Origin of the sequence: [Scytonema hofmanni] UTEX 2349, from assembly GCF_000582685.1 — a bacterium.
Taxonomy (GTDB): domain Bacteria; phylum Cyanobacteriota; class Cyanobacteriia; order Cyanobacteriales; family Nostocaceae; genus Hassallia; species Hassallia hofmanni.
Map to the genome: position 1 here is coordinate 3,554,403 of NZ_KK073768.1, position 20,779 is coordinate 3,575,181.

Here is a 20,779-nt window from a genome sequence, read left to right on the forward strand (position 1 = left end):
TATGAATTACAAATTATTTAAGAGAACCGCTACTTCTTCCTCAGATAATTCTTCAATTTTTTCCAAAAGAAGTTGCTCAATCATTTCTGCTTGTTTGGCTGGTATCATTCCTTGCGAGAAAAGGTCGCGCAGTGGTAAGTCTACAGGAAATTTTGCTCGCAATCGAGAAACTAATTGAGTTGCAATCAGGGAGTCTCCTCCTAACTCATAGAAATTATCGTAAATACCAACTTCTGCAATTCCAAGTACCTCTTGCCATATCTCTATAATTTGCTTTTCTAACTCATTTTTAGGAGCAATATAGGCATTACTAACGTTAGGTCTAGAATAACGCGGGGATGAATCTAATTGATTGAAAGATTTTGAATTAGCTAAAGAGTCTAGGTTAAATGTATGATTTTTTCTGGCATCAATATCTACTGTAGAAACAATAATCTGAGTTCTTTCACTTAAAGAAAATACTCGTTTAAATACTTCTACAGTTTCTGTTGGCGTAATAGCTAATTCTGACCCAGATACTTGCTCAAGCGTTGTTTGTTCCTGGTTCGCATTCAGTTGTAATTTATCCCAATTTATAATATACCACGGCAAATAATTATTTTGGTTGTGTCGGTTAGTAAAGATATCAATCAATTGATTCCCTGCTGAATATAAGCCTAATCCAAATCCTCCTAAAATGGAAGATAAAGAAGAAAAAATGATACAAAAGTCTAAGTTTAGATTCTGTAAAACTTGTTCTAATACTGTAATATTACAAAGTTGTGAATCCAAGAATTTTTGTAATTCTATTTTACCAATTTCTGGAATGGAACCAAATATATTTTCGCGCTTTATTCCATCTGAATAAATGACCCCGTTAATTTGTCCAATATTTTCAGATGCAAGGCTTTGAGACATTTGCTCATAATTAGTTGTATCTGCACGCATCAACAAAATTTTTGCACCTAATTTCTCTAATGCAAGCAATTGTTGAATTTTGCAACTCACTTCATCATCTGGAGTATGAGTTTCAAGCCATTGTGAGAAATCATCTTTTTCTGGGAAAGCTAAATCCTCAATAAATATCAGTTGTGCTTGGAAAGTTTTTGTTAAATATTCTGCAAGCACAGCTTCAATACTTTCTAAACCACCAGGAAACAGGTAAACACCCTGTTTTCTGAATGGTATTTTTTCGTCAACTACTGACTCCAAGCGAATTGGCTCAAATGTTTGTACCCAACGATAGCGATCGCGATAAGCAACAATCAAGTCTGAAGATAGAGCCGTAAACTCGCTTAAAAGTTGGTCAATAATATTACTGTTATAATTTTCCTCTCTATCCTCAGATCCTTGGCGATTTGTTAAGGCAATATCAATACACCGACAGGTAATATTAGGATATTCTTGAGGAATAACTTTGCATAAACCTAATATTGTTGCTTTTTCTGGGTCTAGTTTTTCATTACCATTGACTTCTTGAATGTTGTTCGATATAACCCAAAGTTGTAAGTTATTGTCTATAATGGCAGTGCGATCGCCTACGGCGGGGCGTAGCCCATCGCTATTTTTGAGCTTACTAAGGCTCTGCGTTAAAAACAGTAGACTGTTGAATTCTAAATATTTTCTAGATTGACGATTTTCTGGTTTGTTGATGCTCCATAAATAAGCAATGTTTTGGGGAATTTTACCGAATAAAATTAATTCTTGAAACAAAGTGTCATAGTCTTCCCATCTATATGGATTAATTGTATAAACACCATCGCTTAGTTTACTAAACTGTTCTCCTTGTTTAACCGTAATGACATTTTTACCTTGATTTGGCAACGCATTACTTAATTTTTCACCAACTCCAAAGTCATCAACAAAAAATAGCCACTCATCTTGTGTAGATTCTATTTGTTCGGAGGATGAATTAGGCAGCAAAGAGCGTTTCCATGAAGGAACATAAAACCAGTCGGCAATATCTTGTTTATTATCTAATTTGACTGACTTACTATTTAAAGAAGGCGATGGGGATTTAGCATCAATCCAGTATCTTTGTCGCTCAAAAGGATAGGTAGGCAAAGGCAAACGATGACGCTGCTCGTGAGTATAAAATCCCGACCAGTCAATCTCTACACCAAAAAGCCACAAGCGACCTAATGTTTGCAACAAAAAGCTAACATCTGATTGTTGCTCTTTAACATGGCGTAATGAAGTTAGTACTTGTTGTTTGGTTTTTTTCTCTAAATGCTGTGTTGTTAATGTGCTTAATGTCCGTCCTGGTCCCACTTCTAGAAAAACGCCTTCAAACTGCTTTAACAGTAGAGATATTCCATCTGAAAATCTCACAGTTTGTCGTAAATGTTGACTCCAGTAGTTGGGATTTGTGGCTTGTTCTTCTGTAATCCAAGTACCAGTTACATTGGAAATAAAGCGTATGCGTGGTGGGTTCAGTTTGATTGTTTTGATCGCCTGAATAAATGGTTCCAATATTGGTTCCATCATTACAGAATGGAACGCATGAGATGTATGCAACAGTTGACATTCAACTTGTTGAGAGGATAATTGATTTTTTAGTGTAGCAACTGCCTCACAGCTACCCGAAACTACACAAGAAGATGGACTGTTAATGACTGCAATTTCTAGAGCAGCATCAGCCAAGAGCGATCGCACATCTTTTTCTGGAAGTGCAATTGCCAGCATCTTTCCTGGAGATAACTGTTGCATCAGTTGTCCCCTTTTTGCCACAAGTGCTAAGGCATCTTCTAAGGAAAATACACCTGCTAAGGTTGCTGCAACATATTCCCCGATGCTGTGACCAATCATTGCTTCTGGACGCACTCCCCATGACATTAATAACTGAGCTAGGGCGTACTCTGTAACAAATAATGCGCTTTGGGTGAGGGCTGTTTGTTCTAGTTGCTTTGCAGCAGTTTCGGTATCTTGTTCGCTGGGGTAAAGTAGGGAGCGGATATCAAGACCGAGGTGGGGTTGCAAAATCAGAGCGCAACTATCTACGTGTTTCGCAAATGTCGGTTCGACTTTGTACAGTTCTCGACCCATGTTTGCATATTGTGACCCTTGTCCCGAAAACATGAAGATGACTGGCTGTTCTCTATGCTCCTGATATGCACTAAAAACCCGTTGTTGGTCTTGTGTTTCCAGAGCAATTACAGCATCTTTAATGTTTTGGCACACCAACATTTGGCGATGGTTAAAAGCTCTACGACCCACTTGTAGAGTATGAGCGACATTGGCTAAATTTATATCTGGATATTGTTTAAAATAGTCAACCAAATTTGTAGTTGCAGTTTCAAGTGCTGAACTAGTTTTGGTTGATACTAATATTAATTGCCAAGGTCTAGAATCATCAAAATATTCAATTTCCGGAGCTTCTTCCAGAATTATATGGGCATTAGTTCCGCCAAAACCTAACGAACTAACTCCTGCTCGGCGGGGAGTATTATTAGCTTTCCACTCGGTAAGTTTAGTATTAACGTAGAAGGGACTATTTACAAAATCAATCTCCGGATTGGGAGCTTCAAAATTTAAGCTAGGAGGTATTTGTTTATATTTCAATGCTAAAACAGTTTTAATCAGACTTGCTATACCAGATGCTATATCTAGATGTCCGATATTTGGTTTCACTGAACCTATAGCACAGAAGCCATTTCTTTGTGTAAAAGCACGAAAAGCTTTAGTAAGCGCCGCAATTTCCACCGGATCTCCAGTAGCAGTTCCAGTTCCATGAGTTTCTATATAAGAAATATCATCAGCATTAATTCCAGCATTTGCCAGAGCCTCTACAACAACTTCAGCCTGGCCATTTACACTAGGTGCTGTATAGCTAACTTTTAAGGAACCATCATTGTTGATTGCTGAACCTTTAATAACTGCATGAATATAATCTTTATCTGCAATAGCATCTTTTAATCTTTTTAAGACAACTATTCCAAGTCCACTGCCGAAAATAGTACCCTGTGCTTTAGAATCAAAGGCTCGACAATGACCATCAGGAGACAAAATTCCGTCCTCTTCATAGAAATAACCTGACTTTTGTGGGACTGTAACTGTAACCCCACCTGCTAAAGCAATATCACACTCTTCATCAAGTAGACTTTTGCAGGCTAAATGTACAGCAACTAATGAAGTAGAACAATAAGTTTGGATACCTACACTTGGCCCTTTTAAATTTAATTTATACGAAATATTTGTAGTCAAGAAATCTTTATTAAGAGTATATTTATTGGAAATATCTATTAAGTTAATGTTTTTATATATATTGTTAAAAAAGTAAGTATTTGTGCCAACACCAGCATAAACCCCAATCAAACCATTATATGTTTCTGGATCGTATCCAGCATTTTCCAGAGATGACCAGGCACATTCCATGAAGAGGCGATGTTGGGGATCTACAACTTCAGCTTCTCTAGGACTGTAACCAAAGAACCTAGCATCAAACAACTCAATATCTTCTAGTATAGGCGCTGCTTTTACATACTGAGGGTCGTTTAAAATCGCGTCTTCAATATTTAAATCTACTAAATCATCATTGGATAAGAATGAAATAGACTCAACTCCATTTTGGAGATTATGCCAAAATTCATCGATATTTTTTGCACCAGGAAAGCGACCAGATATTCCTACTATTGCTATATCTAAATTTGTTATGTTTTCAAGTGTTGTCTTGGTGTTCATAATTTTCTAAATCAGATGAATTAACTTTAGTTTTTAGCTATTGTGTATTTTATTCTGCCTTCTTCTTTCCCCTCGGCTTAGCCTTTGTTCAAAAATATTTTCCGGAGATTTCTCAGGAGTTAAGATTTTTGCCATAGAGCCTATATTTGGGCATTCATAAAGTTTCGCAATAGAAATGTTTAGATTAAATACCTTATTAAAGCTTGCAATCAGTTGAATACCCATAAGAGAATCACCACCAATTTCAAAGAAATTATCATATATTCCTATCTTTTCAATTCCCAGGATTGGTTGCCAGATATCGGCGAGCTTTTGCTCAATTTCATTACGAGGAGCAACATAATCATTACTTAATTCCGGTCGAGGATATTTTGACTTGGATAGATTTGCAGTTTCTAAAAAATCTAGAACTTGTGCTTCGTTATAAGAATTATGCTGTTTTAGGGAATGGAATAAGTCAGAAGTAGATACTACAACTTGAGGCATTGTACTTCCTAAAATCCGGAGAAATGCATCTACACCTTCATTCGGCAATATACCTTGTTGAAGATTTTCAGTTCGCAATTCTTGGAGTTGTTGAGGCAATTGTGTATTTACCGCCATGCCAACTTCTTGCCAAGCATCCCAGTTAATACTTGTAGTAAATCTATCTTTTTTTAAAGCATTAGAGTGAGCAAAAGCATCAAGAAAAGCATTTGCACCACAATAATCTACCTGTGCAAATCCTCCTAAGATTGAATTCATTGATGATGCCAACACAAAGAAATCTAACTGAATATCTTTAACAATTGCATCAATAACTAGTGTTCCCTTGACTTTAGGAGCAAGAATACTTTCTGCTTCTTGTTGAGTTTTTCGCTGAATCACACCACCTCCAGGAACTCCCGCAGCATGGATGACACCATTTAATTGACCAAACTGCTGTTGAGCCTGAAAAACAGCACTTCGCATTTGTTCTATGTTGCTGACATCAGCACTCACCACTAAAACTTCTGCACCCAACTGTTCGAGTTCTTCAACTTTGCGAATCTTGCAGCTAGTACTATCAGCCTCATCATGAGTAGCAAGCCATTTTTCCCACTCATCTTTTTTTGGTAAAGCAGAACGTCCTACTAACAGTAGTTTTGCTTGTACAGTTCGAGCCAAGTATTCTGCCAAAACAAGTCCAATACCTCCGAGTCCACCTGTAATTAAATAAACTCCCTTTTCTCGTAATTGAGGCTTTTCGATTTTAGCTTGCTCAAGACGCACAGGCTCAAAACTTTGCACCCAACGATTTAAACCTCGATAAGCAATTAATTTTTGGGAATCATCAACAGTCAGTTCCGCTAATATTTTTTCTAAAAGTTTTTCTTCTTGCCAACTGTTATTGGGGGGAAGGATAACATCAATGCTACGACAATTAATATTTGAATATTCTTGAGAAATAACTTTAACTGTTCCGAGTAAAGTTGCTTTCTCTGGAGAAAGTACTTCCGTTCCTGTTACTGACTGGAGGTTGTTAGAAATAACTGTGATGTGAAAATTATCAGTATTTTCTTGTCTTCCCAAAGCTTGGGCAAGATATAGTAAACTATAAAATCCTCTTATTTGAGCTTGTTCAACTTGTTCAATTTCTAATTCTTGTTCACTACTAGGTGTAACACTCAACAGATGAACTATCGTTTTGGGTAACTGATTTTGGCTGATAATTTCCTGGATAAGGATATTATAATCATGATAATTTTGAGGATTAATCGTATATTCAGACTTACCTAATCTCGTAAATTTCTCACCGAGTTTTATGGTAATAACATTCTGGTTGTGTTTTTCTAGTTCTTTGACCAATTTGATACCCAAGCCACAGTCATCAAGAAATACCAAAGCGCTAGATTTTGGTGTTACTAATTCTTGAGATTTTAGTTGTACTGGGGGTAAAGAAGGCTTCCAAAAAGGAATATAAAACCAGTCGGCTATATCAGATTTTTTCGCCAGTGATACTGGTGTCCGCTCGCTATCTTGTCCTTGCTTTTGAGGATCAATCCAGTACCTTTGTCTTTCAAAAGGATAGGTAGGCAAAGGCAAACGATGACGCTGCTCGTGAGTATAAAATCCTAACCAATCTATTTCTACACCAGCCAGCCACAACCTACCTAATGTCTGTAATAAAAAGCTAACATCGGATTGTTGCTCTTTAACATGGCGCAAGGAAGTTAATACTTGTTGTTTGCTATTTTTATCTAAATGCTGTGTTGTTAATGTGCTTAATGTCCGTCCTGGTCCGACTTCTAGAAAAACCCCTTCAAACTGCTTTAACAGTTGTGATATTCCATCTGAAAATCTCACAGTTTGTCGTAAATGTTGACTCCAGTAGTTGGGATTTGTGGCTTGTTCTTCTGTAATCCAAGTACCAGTTACATTAGAAATAAAGCGTATGTGTGGTGGGTTCAGTTTGACTTTTTTGATGGTCTGAATAAATGCTTCTAGTATTGGTTCCATCATTACAGAATGGAAGGCATGGGATGTATGCAACAGTTGACATTCAACTTGTTGAGAGGATAATTGATTTTTTAGTGTAGCAACTGCCTCGTCTGTTCCAGATACTACACATGAAGATGGGCTGTTAACAACTGCGATTTCTAGAGAGTTTTTATACAAGGTCTGTGCAGAGAGTAGCGATCGCACATCTTTTTCTGCAAGCCTAATTGCCAGCATACTTCCTCTGGGTACTTGTTGCATTAACTCTCCCCTTTTTGCCACAATCAATAGGGCATCTTCTAGGGAAAATACACCTGCGATCGCCCCTGCAACATATTCCCCGATACTGTGACCAATCATCGCCTCTGGACGCACACCCCATGACATTAATAACTGAGCTAGGGCGTACTCTGTAACAAATAATCCGCTTTGGGTGAGGGCTGTTTGTTCTAGTTGCTTTGCAGCAGTTTCGGTATTTTGTTCACTGGGGTAAAGTAGGGAGCGGATATCAAGACCGAGGTGAGGTTGCAAAATCAGAGCGCAACTATCTACGTGTTTAGCAAATGTCGGTTCGACTTTGTACAGTTCCCGACCCATGTTTGCATATTGTGACCCTTGTCCCGAAAACATGAAGATGACTGGACAATGACCTGGCTTGTGGTAATGACTAAAAATACATTGTGGATCTTGGCTGTTAAACAATTTCACCGCATCATCTAGATCGTGGCAAATCATGATGCGGCGATAGTCAAAAGCTTGACGACCTACTTGTAGAGTGTAAGAGACATCTGGTAGGGAAATATCGGGGTTTTGATCTAAATAATCACGCAGTTGCACTGTTGCAGTGTCTAAAGCCGTGCTGGTTTTGGCTGATAACAATAATAATTGCCAAGGACGTGAGGGACTCGAAGCCTCAATCACTGGCGCTTCTTCCAAAATAACATGGGCATTAGTCCCACCGATGCCAAAAGAACTTACACCTGCTCGGCGTGGTGTACCGTTGGTTTTCCACTCTGATAAATTGGTGTTGACGTAGAAGGGACTATTAGCGAAATCTATTTGTGGATTTGGTTCCTGAAAGTGCAAACTTGGAGGTATTTGTTTATGTTTTAATGCTTGTATAGTTTTAATTAATCCTGCCACACCCGCTGCTGTATTTAGATGCCCAATATTAGTTTTTACTGAACCAATAGCACAAAAGCCTTTTTTATTTGTGCTAGCACGAAAAGCTTGTGTAAGAGCCTTAATTTCAATCGGGTCTCCTAAAATGGTTCCTGTTCCGTGCGTTTCTACATAAGTAACAGTCTCAGGTTCAACTCCAGCTAGGGCAAGCGCTTCTAAAATTACCTGCCTTTGACCATCAACACTAGGAGCTGTATATCCAACCTTTAAAGAACCATCGTTATTAACAGCAGAACCCTTGATTACTGCATGAATAAAGTCACCATCAGCAATAGCATCCTCTAATCTTTTCAAAACTACTACACCTAAACCATTGCCACCATTAGTTCCTTTTGCTTGAGCTTCAAAAGCTCGACAATGACCATCAGGAGAAAGAATTCCTCCTTGTTGATAGTGGTAGCCAGTTTTTTGTGGCACTGCAATAGAAACACCACCAGCTAAAGCAATATCGCTTTCGCCATTCATTAAACTTTGGCAGGCTAAATGGACAGTCACTAATGATGTGGAGCAGGCAGTCTGTACATTAATACTTGGTCCTTTGAGATTTAACTTGTAAGAAACTTGCGTAGGCAGGAAATCTTTATCATTTCCAATCAAAGTTTGAAAGCTGTCTACTGATTCCATCAACTCACGGTTCGGATATAAGTTTGAAAGCAGATAGTAACTTGCTGCTACACCAGCGAAAAGACCAATTTGACCATTATAAGTTTCAGAGTTGTAACCAGCATTTTCTAGAGCTGACCAAACACATTCCATAAAAAGGCGGTGCTGTGGGTCTGTAATTTCAGCTTCTCTAGGAGAAAAACCAAAAAAGGAAGCATCGAATAATTCTATATCTTCTAAGACACCGCTTGCTTTCACATAATTCGGATCATTCAGCATCGCTGAATCTACCCCAGCAGATATTAATTCCTCGTCTGTGAAAAAAGAAATTGACTCTACACCATCCCGCAGGTTTTGCCAAAAGCTATCAACTTTATTTGCTCCAGGAAAACGACCTGCCATACCAATAATAGCGATTTCGTCTTTATCATTTAAACTATGAATAAAATTATTTGCTATATCCATAAGTCAAACCCTGATGATCAATATTTTTGTCTAAGTTCAAAGCACTCAAGAAGACTTACTTAATTATTCAGTTTTGAGAAATGTGAAATGGAAATTTCCGAAGCAATCTGAATCTGGTCATTTAAAACTGCCTCAATATCTTCTTCAGTAGTTAATGGATTGGCAATGACTGCACGCATGGCAATTACAGGAAATTCTTTATCCAAGCTGATAGTTGTTTTTGTCGTTCGTGAAATAAAAGTGCGACCAATCTGACGCTGCATCTTTTGTAAATATTCATTAAAATTATTGATAATTTGATTATCTGTTTCTGTTAAGTGTTTTTTCGCAATCACATCTCTAAAATGTTCTGGAACATAGCGATAAATTAATAGATTAGTATCAGGTTCTGCCAACAATTCAAATTCGGGCATCACCGAAATTCGAGCAGCCATGTATTGAGTTTTCCGAATTCCTTCATCAATCAAAAACTCATATCCCTTAAGCCCAATCAGCTTTAGAGCAGCGTGTAAAAATAAAGCCATGCCAGGTCGAGAACCTTCTAAAGAACGTTTACCTAAATCAAACGATCCCTTACGCATAGTATAGCTAGCATGTTTTTCGATTGAAGAAGCTAGATAAGGGTCGCGGAAAAATACCATACCAATACCCATTGGTAAATACAATTGTTTATGTCCATCAATGGTCACTGAATCAGCTTTTTCAATACCAGCAAGCTTTTGTTGATGTTTTCGAGAAAAGATAATTGGACCCCCCCAAGCTGCATCTACATGAAAATGTACATTATTTTCTTGGGCTATCTCCGCAATATCTTCTAGCGGATCGACACTACCAGAATCTGTAGTTCCAGCAATACCAACAATAGCTATAATATGTAAGTTTTTTTGGCGACAATCTGCAACGGCTTGGCGTAATGCTCGGATATTGACTCGATTATTAGAATCAACAGCCACTCTAATCAAATTTTGCGTACTAATGCCCATTAAATCCGCAGCTTTATCAAAAGAGAAATGCATCAATTCAGAGCCAATTACAACTGCTCCTTTGTAGCCGTAAAAATTTAGGGCTGCACTTAAACCTTCTTTTTCTATGCCTAAAAACTCATTTTTTGCTCCTAAAGATTTATTTCGCGCACACCAAAGGGCTGTGATATTGGCTGTTGTACCACCAGAAACCAAAATTCCTAATGTACTCTGATTATTTTGAATATGCTCGGTGTAGAAATTATCAGAGAAATTATAAATTTGCCGATGCATCATTGCTAAAGCTTCACGTTCGCAGAAGCTCAAGGCTTTAGCAGTCTCTATTTTGACAGCATTTTGATTCATTGCTGTCATCAGTTTGGCTAAAGGGCGTACAAAAGAAGGAAGTGCCGAGGTCATGTGACCGATAAATTGTGGCGAAGATGTGTGTATTGAATGAGCAACAACATTTTCATTTAATGATTGAAAATAGCTTTCAAAATCAGTAGGTATTGTCGGAATTTTGCTATCACCAAAATTCCTGATTATCAATTCAATATCAATGTTAGTATTTGCATTTTTTGTACTTAAAAATTCCTGCGAAAAATCATTAACTATTTCATCTATCTGTGTTTCATTCCATTTACCTGGACTATGTGCAAACATTTGTGTTACATACTCACCAATTTCAGAATTTAGTATTTGCTCAGGTTGAGAAAAGTTACTTTTGAATAAAATTTCTTTTTCACTTAATGTCATTTTGTCTCCTTAAAGAGGTATTTTTTATCTGGCATTGTTAATACTCTTAGTAACTAAAATCTCCAGTGAAATTAATCACATTTTATCGAAACAGAATAAAGGCGTCAGTCGCCAGAATTTAGAATGAATTTTGAACGAAAAAGCGGATAGCGAGTATTTTCGAGTCGCATCTGAATCAAAGGGTTTAAGACCAACTCACGTGAAGTTTCTAGATTTTATTCACCTGATTGAGGCGAAATTATCCTTTACTTGGTCGCTGCTCGGTGTTCTTTTCTGGCTTGTTTTCGACGTTGTACTGAAGCTGTTCTATTTTCAGAGTGCTTGATAAAAGATGTTTCTTCTGTTGATTCCTGACTAAGATATCTAGCTAGGTGGTTTACGGTTGGATATTGAAACATTTCAACTAATGGGAAATCCCTCTCAAATCTTTTTTGCAATTTACTATGAACCTGAACTAAAAGCAGTGAATGACCACCCAGTTCAAAGAAATTATCATGGATTCCTATGTTCTCAACATTAAGTACTTCTTGCCAAATATTAGCAATAGTTTTTTCTACCTCAGTTTGGGGTGGCTGATACACTACTTCCAATTCTGGACGTACTGTATCAGGTGCTGGTAAAGCTTTGCGATCGACCTTACCATTAGGTGTTAGTGGTAGTGCCTCTAATGTGACAAAACCTGATGGCAGCATGTAGTTTGGTAACTTCGGTTCTAAAAAGCCCCGCAGTTCAGTAATAGTCAATGTTTGATCTGTGTGTGGGACTACATAAGCTACTAAACTTTGGGTGTCTGCTGCTACAACTACAGTTTCACGTACTGATGAGTGTTGGCTAATGAGTGCTTCAATTTCTCCGAGTTCAATACGGAAGCCGCGAATCTTCACTTGGTGGTCAATCCGACCAATATACTCAATCTCTCCATTGGCTAAATAGCGTGCTAAATCGCCTGTTTTGTACAAACGTTCGGAATTTGAGGATTGGTCTTCTTGCCCTCCCCTGCTCCCCTGCTCCCCTGCTCCCCTGCCTCTTTTGAAGGGGTTGGGGATAAATTTCTCTTCGGTCAGTTCGGGACGGTTTAAATAGCCTCGTGCCAATCCTTTGCCACCTATATGCAATTCGCCTACTACACCTACAGGAACTACCCGACTGTATTGGTCTAAAATGTAAAATTGCGTGTTAGCGATCGCCTGACCAATGGGTACAACTTTGCTATCAGTTTTTATCTGAGATACTGCTGACCAAATGGTGGTTTCGGTGGGGCCATACATATTCCATAGTGAGTGACATCGTTGCCGTAATTGATGGGCTATGTGTGCAGGTAAGGCTTCGCCACCACAGAGGATTTTTAATTGCTCGTTACCACTCCAGCCTGTAACTAGAAGTAACTGCCATGTCGCTGGTGTGGCTTGCATGACTGTAGCTTTTGAATCAGCCAGTGCTGCTGATAACTGCATTCCGTCTGAGGCCACTTCCCGACTGACAATTACTAACCGACCACCTACTATGATTGGCAGGAAGAGTTCTAATGCGGCAATATCGAATGAATAGGTAGTGACTGCTAGTAAAGTGTCTTCCTCGCTTAACCCTGGCTTTTGCTTCATCGCAAACAAGAAATTGCTCAAAGCGCTGTGGGGTATTTGCACGCCTTTTGGTTTGCCTGTGGAACCGGAGGTATAGATGATGTAAGCTAGGTTTTCAGGAGTTAGCTCAGAGAATAAATTTTCTTGGCTTTGTTGGGCGATCGCTAAAGCCGTTTTGTAGCCATTGGCTTGCCAATCAGTATCCAAGCAAATGACTTGAGCTTTGTGTTGAGGCATTGCTGACAAGAGCGAGGCTTGAGTCAGCAATAATGGCACTTGAGCGTCTTCTAGGATGAAAGCTAATCGTTCTTTGGGATATGCTGGATCTAGTGGGATGTATGCACCACCAGCTTTGAGGATGGCTAAGAGTCCGATGAGCATCGAAAGCGATCGCTCTACACAAATCCCCACTAATACTTCTGATTTTACTCCTAGCGATCGCAAGTAATGCGCCAATTGGTTAGCTTTCGTGTTGAGTTGGCGATAAGTTAACTGCTCATCTTTAAACACCACTGCTACTGCATCAGGTGTGCGTTCTACTTGCGCTTCAAATAATTGATGAATGCATTGTTCTTGAGGATACTCAATTTCTGTATTATTCCACTCTAGCAGCAATTGAGATTTTTCTTGTGCAGTCAGTAACGACAAATCTCGAAGTTGTTGTTCGGGATTGGCAACTATACTTTCTAACAAAGTCTTTAAATGCCCTAATATTCGATTAATCGTCGCACTATCAAAACGACGGGTATCATACCCAATCGACAGTAATAAATCTGAACCCGGATATACCTGTAGGGTAAGAGGATAATTCGTCTTTTCAAATATCCGAGTTTCACCTATTACCATGCTTTGAGCTAGCTTTTCTCCAGTATCATCTACTAAATAGTTATTAAAAACTAGAAGACTTTCAAATAGTGGCAAACCGCGAGGAATTTGACTCCATTGTTGAATTTGTAAGAGTGGACTATACTCGTACTGACGCATTTCCACTTCTTGAATTTGCAGCTTTTTCAACCAAGGTATAAGCAAATCATCAGCAGGAATTTGTACCCGTAGCGGCAATGTGTTGGCGAAAAGTCCCATCATGGATTCTGCTTCTGCCAATTCAGTCGGTCTGCCTGAAGATGTGGCACCAAAAACTATATCTGACTCATTACTATACCGGCTTAAAAGTATAGCCCAAGCTCCTTTGAGTAGGATGTTTAGGGTAAGGTGATACTTTCGTGTCAGGGAATTTAAGGCATCTGTCGTTGTTACCGAAAGTCGGGTTTGTTGACAATCATGATCTTCGTCTTCGCTAGAGAAAGTATCGGCAGCTTTGTCCATCATTAGTGATGTCGGTACCGTAAATCCTTCAAGCATCTTGCGCCAGTACATTTCAGCCTTTGATATATCTTGCTGCTGTAGCCAAGAAATGTATTCTTTAAAGGGGCGAGGACTTTCTAGATGTAAATCTTGACCTTTGCAAAAGGCATTATAGAATTCATAAAATTCTTTCCATAGCCATGTTAAAGACCACCCTTCCATCAATATATGGTGATAGCTGAAGACAAATTGATAAGCGTTATCAGCCACCTGAATTAATGCCAAACGCATCAGTGGAACTTGGGAAAGTGTAAAGCATCGTTTGCGATCTGCTGCTAAAAAAACTTCTAACTGCTTTTCTTGTTCCGGCAAAGAAAGTTCGCGCCAGTCTTGAAAATCCCAAGGCAAATCTACTTGTCGATACACCACTTGATATGGCTTATCAAGATTTTCCCAATAGAAGGAGGTACGCAAAATTGGATGCCGATCTAAAACTCGCTGCCATGCTTTGTGGAAAGCTGGAACATCAACTTGAGTTTGCAAAGCGTAGCAAAACTGCTCAAAGTACATCCCCGAATTAGGTGTAACCAGCGTGTGAAAAAGCATACCCTGCTGTAAGGGTGAAAGTTCATATATATCTTCAATATTCTTTTGGTTCATGGAAAATTCCTCCTATATCACTGACCAATCTGAGCCAGCAAGTTACTCAAATTTTCTTGATTGATGTTTGCTGCCGAAAAGTCTGAAGGGGTATACTCTACTGTTTCTAGGAAGCGAGAATGGGTGATGAGAGATTTGAGGGCTTCGACAAAACTATGAGATAGTTTCTCTATAGTCTTCCGTCTATGCAGATTCTTGCTATAGCCGAATTCCAGTCTTAACTGACCTTCTTCATTAACCCATGCGGTCACGCCTAGTAAATGAGGACTAGTTCCTTGGAGACTGTACATTGATCCAGTGGATTCTTCAGTCGGTCTGAGCAGAGAAGATTGATCAAAGCTTTTACCAAATTGACCAAGGTAGAGAAAAAACACTTCGGCTTGGGGAAGCGATCGCATTTTCTCTGTCAGTGTTGTATCCTCACTTAAGTAGCGTAGCGCTCCATGATCAATGGTTCTACTAGAAATGCAACGAAATTGCTCTTTTACGGCTTTCAATGCCTCCCCTGGATTCTCAGCCCCCTCTAAATCCAAAAGTACAGGATAAAGAGTAGTCAGCCAACCTACTGTCCGTGATATATCCACATTATCTATACTAGTACTTGCATCTCGCGCATCTTCTTCGGTATTAAACAGTAGACATTTTATACCTGTCCATTCTGTAAAAGCTTGTACAAGAGCAGTCAGCAAAACTTCTTGTGTATTAGTTCGATAAACTGCTAGAACCTCCTGAAGTAATGCCTGAGTTTCTGTTTCGCTTAACGCTACTGAAACACTTTCACCTGATGCTACAGTGTTAATGCCTCCTGGATAATCGATTGGTAAGGGATAAACCTGTTCGTAACCTTTGCTGAGGCAGGAATTTAGGTTTTTCTGCAACTCTGCGGATTGAGCGTATTCCTTTAGTCGTTCAGACCACTGTTTGAAAGAGGTTGTTTTCTGCGGCAGTTGAATGGCTTTACCAAGTCTAAGCTGTTGATAAATAGTCTCAAGATCCTCTAGTAAGATTCGCCAAGAGCCGAAATCTACTGCCAAGTGGTGGATGATAATTAGCAAGCGGCTTGACTTATTGACACCCAAATCAAAAAGCACACCCCGCACAATTGGCCCATCTGATAAATTCAAACTAGCTTGTAGTTCGGTGGCGGTTGCTTCCATAGAAGATTTTTGAACATCAGGCGAAAACGCTGATAAATCTGTATGTGTAAGATTCACCTGTTTTTCTAAGTCAGTGTTCACCTGCTGCCAGCCAGACTCAGAGGGGATAAACCGCAGGCGAAGTGCATCGTGGTGGATGAATAAATGCTGCCATGCTTGTTCCAATAAACCTGGATCGATAACTTGCATTACTTCTACAAAGAATGCCATGTTCCAGTGATACGGTTCTGATAAATTCTGTTCAAAAAACCAGTGCTGGATAGGCGTCAGAGGAAGCGAACCAGTTACTAAACCTTGTTCAGCCTGGACAACTTGTTTTGTAGTTGTTACTTCTGCCAGTTCGGCAATTGTCTGATGCTCAAACAATTGCTGAGGGGCAAGCCGATAACCTGCTTTCGCAGCTCTAGCACTGACTTGAATGCCAAGTACAGAATCTCCCCCTAACTCAAAAAAGTTATCGTTAATACCTACTTGCTCAATTCCCAAAAGTTCTTGCCAGATATTGGCAATGGTTTGCTCTACCTCATTTCTAGGAGCAACATAGTCATTATCTAAATTAGGTCTTAAATAAAGTGAGGCGGAACTGGCTTTTTGTGCAACTTTAGAACCTTGACTAAATTCAAGTTTAATCCATCTTTTGATACTAACTTGTAAGTCTACTGTTGACGTGACTACTTGACTAAATTTTCTCACAGATAAGGCACGTTTAAAAACCTCTAGTCCTTCTTGCCTTGTCATCATCGAATCTGCACCTTTGAGTGAGGTTACTGATTCTGATAATTCTTGAGTAATCCAATCCCCATAATTGATACTCTGCCAGGGGACAAAATTTGTTTGGTTATGTTTATGTACAAAAGCATCAGTAAATAAGTGCGCTGCTGGATAGGCAGCCATACCCATTACCCCCAAAACAGATGCTAATGAGGATATGACTACACAGAAATCTAGCTCTTTTCCTTGTAAGATATTTTCTAATACAAATAATCCATAGCCTGTTGAGGTTAATTGACTTTCACACTCAGTTTTACTTATCTGTTGAACAGTGCTAAACAACTTTATGCCTGCTGCATGAATGACACCATCAATTTCACCAAAGCGTTTTGATGCCTGAATCATTACTGCTTGCATTTGTTCGAGATTAGCAACATCGGCGCGGCAAATTAGAACTTCAGCACCCAATGTTTCTAATGTTTGTAACTTCTGAATTTTGCAACTTATCTCATCGTTTTTATCATGAGTTGCTAGCCATTGCGACCAATCTTGTTTTGCAGGGAAATTGGAACGCGCTGTCAGAATTAGCTTGGCGTGTGCTGTTTGGGCGAGATATTCTGCCAGCACCAAACCAATATCTCCCAAACCACCAATAATTAAGTAAACTCCTTCATCTCTGATGGGAATTGTTTCTTGATTTGGCTCTTCAACTTGTATTGGTTCAAAAGTTTGCACCCAACGATGTTTGCCACGGTAGGCAATCATATTCTCAGATGTTGTTTGAGTCAGTTCTGTTACAAGATGGTCTATGAGTTGACTGTTTTGGGATGTTCTTGATTCAGGAATAACAACATCAATGTTACGACAGGTGATATGGGGATACTCTTGAGGAATTACCTTACAAATTCCGATGATAGTTGCTTTTTCTGGACACAACTTTTCATCACCATTTACCTCTTGCACATTGTTGGTAACAACTGAAATTTGGATAGTATCGGTAACTTCTTGTCTTCCCAACGCTTGTGCTAAGAAAAGTAGACTATAAAAACCATTATTTTGACATTCTTCAAAGAACTGATGGGGTAATTCTGGTTGTGGGTTGGGGATGAGACTCCAAAAATGAGCGAAATGCCATCCGGCACGCTCCGCGATCGCATTTGGTTGAAAATCCCATATTTCCTTCAGCAAGGCATCATAGTCACTACTAGCTTGCGGATTAATTGCGTAAGAGCGATTGTTTAGTTGTGTAAACTGCTCTCCAACAGTCACACTAATCACATCATGCCCTGCTAATTCCAACTGTTTGACAACTTGTAAACCTACTCCAGCATTATCAATAAAGACTAAATAATTTAATTTCTGTGCTGATTTCGCTCCTATCTGTGGAGAACGTTTCCAGCAAGGAATGTAAAACCAGTCAGCAATATCCGGTTTTTTCTGTAATGCTTGCGGCGATAGCGCCTTGCGCGGCTCCCCTTGGGAGCATCGCATTGCCAAATTAGCTTCAGGGTTGGCATCAATCCAGTAACGCTGACGTTCAAAAGGATATGTCGGTAAGGGGATGCGATCGCGTTGTTGATCGGCATAAAAACCAGACCAATCTACTTCTACCCCTGCCAGCCAAAGGCGACCTAATGTATTCATTAAAAAGGCGACATCTGACTGTTGCTCATAGGAATGGCGTAGGGAGGGGAGCATCACCGATTTAGCTCTATCGTTACTTTCTATACATTGCGATGCGAAACTAATTAATGCTTGACCAGAACCAACCTCTAATAAAATCGGATTGTCTTTTTGCCATAACTGTTGCACTCCCGAAGCAAAGCGTACTGCTTGACAGAGGTGCTTCACCCAATAACTGGGATCTGTTGCTTGCTCTGCTGTAATCCAGGTTCCGGTGACGTTAGATAAATAAGGAATTTTCGGCGGTTTAAGGCTAAATGTTTTGACTAAATCACCAAAGGCTGGTGTGATCGCCTCCATCATCACCGAATGAAAAGCATGAGAACTCTGTAAACGCTTCCCAACTAAACCTTTTTCACTCAATCGTCGTTCTACAGATGCGATCGCATCTGTAGCACCTGCAATCACACACAACGATGAGCCGTTGATTGCAGATAGAGAAATCTTCTCACTCAAGAAGGGCTGTATTTCCTTCTCAGAAAGCCCAATTGCCAACATTGCTCCTTCTGGCAACTCTTGAATCATTTGCGCTCTTTTAGCTACCAGGGTTAAAGCATCTTCAACAGACAAAACCTCGGCTAGAGTTGCCGCTACATATTCACCGATGCTGTAACCAATCATCGCCGCAGGACGAATTCCCCACGATATCCACAACTGAGCTAGAGCATATTCAATGACAAATATAGCTGGTTGAGTCAGAACGGTTTGATTCAGTAGAGACGTTGCACGCAAAGTTTCTACATCTGCTGGTTCCTCCCCACGACCTAACATTTTTCGCAAATCTAGCCCAGTCGATTGAGTATTTAGTTTTTGCTTGCTGCCATTTTCACTGTTTTTATTGGGATACAAGACATCTCGCAAATCCAGACCAAGTTGGGGTTTGAGGAGTTCGCAGCATTGGTCAACACAGGCGCGAAATGTTGGCTGAGTTTGGTAAAGTTCAAAAGCCATATCAACATAGTGAGTTCCCAGTCCAGAGAACATGAAGGCAACAGGGCGTTGCTTAGTCTTCTGAGTACTGGTAATAACTCGCCTTGGATCTTCAAGTGCCTTGATAGCATCTTGAATATCTCGGCAGACAACCGTGCGCCGATAGTCGAAAGCTCTTCGCCCAACCTGCAATGTGTAAGCTGCATCGGCAAGGTTTAAATCGGGATGTTCTCGGAAATAATTAGCTAAATTTGTTGTAGCCATTTCCAGCGCTGAATTCGTTTTGGCGGATAGCATCAATAACTGCCAAGGGCGAGAGGGGCTGGAAGCTTCGACAACCGGGGCTTCTTCGAGAACTACATGGGCATTGGTTCCCCCTAATCCAAAGGAACTAACTCCTGCACGTCGGGGAGTGCCATTGGTTTGCCATTCGGCAAGTGTGGTGTTGACGTAGAAAGGACTGTTGGCAAAGTCAATTTCGGGATTAGGCGAAGTAAAGTGTAAGCTCGGAGGTATTTGTTTGTGCTTCAGGGCTAAGACGGTTTTGATTAATCCCGCCACACCAGCTGCTGTGTCCAAATGTCCAATGTTGGTTTTGACGGAACCAATGGCGCAGAATCCAATATTTTGGGTACTTGCCCCAAAAGCTTGTGTCAGGGCGGCAATTTCAATGGGATCTCCTAAAGCTGTTCCTGTACCGTGAGCCTCAATGTAAGTAATACTCTCAGGCTCTACCTCAGCTACTAATTGGGCTGTTCTAATTGCCTTTGCTTGGGTGTCGATGCGGGGTGCAGTATAGCTGACCTTGAATGAACCATCATTATTGATAGCTGAACCTTTGATTACAGCATGAATGGTGTCGCGATCGCTCAAAGCATCTTCTAATCGCTTTAATACTACAATGCCTACACCCTCGCCCCCCACAGAACCTTGTGCATTAGCATCAAATGCACGGCAGTGTCCGTCAGGAGACATTATTCCTCCTTCTGTATACAAATATCCAGCTTTTCTTTCCGCATTTATGGCAACGCCACCAGCTAAAGCGATATCACATTCGCCGTTCAGCAAGCTTTGACAAGCCAAGTGGACAGCAACTAATGAAGTGGAGCAGGCAGTTTGCACAGCATAACTGGGTCCTTCTAGGTTGAGTTTGTAAGAAACGCGGGTGGTTAAAAAGTCTTTATTAGCGGCTATTGTCAGTTGCTGAGGATCAATAGAATTTACAAGATTTTGATTTAGGTAAACATTTAGTAAGTAGCTGCTCAAACTAGATCCACCATAAACACCTATAGCACCTTTATGATTGTGTGAATCGTATCCAGCACTTTCCAGAGCTTCCCAAGCACACTCTAGAAAAATCCGATGTTGCGGATCGGTGATTTCTGCTTCTCTGGGATTAAAGCCAAAGAATGAGGCATCAAATAATTCTGCGTCTTCTAATATAGCGTGTGCTTTTACATAGTTAGGGTCATTTAATATGGATGAACTTATACCTGATGATAATAATTCTTCATCACTGAAAAAAGATATTGATTCTACTCCATTTTGAAGATTTTTCCAGAATTCATCAATGTTTTTGGCTCCAGGAAATCGCCCTGTTAAGCCGATAATTGCTATTTCTGAACCATTTAGAGAATTTGATGCTGTGGTAATACTCATGATTTTG

Annotated in this window: 5 protein-coding genes; all 5 read right to left on the reverse strand. The window is 39.8% G+C overall.

The annotated features are described in order from the left end of the window. Positions 1-6 precede the first annotated feature (6 nt). The 5 genes from TOL9009_RS0121050 to TOL9009_RS0121070 all read right to left on the reverse strand — a co-directional run bounded on the left by TOL9009_RS0121050 (position 7) and on the right by TOL9009_RS0121070 (position 20,772). A complete protein-coding gene (locus TOL9009_RS0121050; RefSeq protein ID WP_029634519.1) occupies positions 7-4,659 on the reverse strand; it encodes a type I polyketide synthase in 4,653 nt (1,550 codons plus the stop codon). A gap of 33 nt (positions 4,660-4,692) precedes the next feature. Further along, positions 4,693-9,366, reverse strand: a complete 4,674-nt coding sequence (locus TOL9009_RS0121055) for a type I polyketide synthase (RefSeq protein ID WP_038296496.1) — start codon at positions 9,364-9,366, stop codon at positions 4,693-4,695. A 59-nt stretch (positions 9,367-9,425) separates the two neighbouring features. Beyond that, a complete protein-coding gene (gene panP, locus TOL9009_RS0121060; protein WP_029634521.1) occupies positions 9,426-11,087 on the reverse strand; it encodes a pyridoxal-dependent aspartate 1-decarboxylase PanP in 1,662 nt (553 codons plus the stop codon). Between the two features lie 245 nt (positions 11,088-11,332). Then, on the reverse strand, positions 11,333-14,632 hold the full coding sequence (locus tag TOL9009_RS0121065) for a non-ribosomal peptide synthetase (protein ID WP_029634522.1): 3,300 nt from the start codon (positions 14,630-14,632) through the stop codon (positions 11,333-11,335). A 17-nt stretch (positions 14,633-14,649) separates the two neighbouring features. After that, a complete protein-coding gene (locus tag TOL9009_RS0121070) occupies positions 14,650-20,772 on the reverse strand; it encodes a type I polyketide synthase (protein WP_029634523.1) in 6,123 nt (2,040 codons plus the stop codon). Positions 20,773-20,779 lie beyond the last annotated feature (7 nt).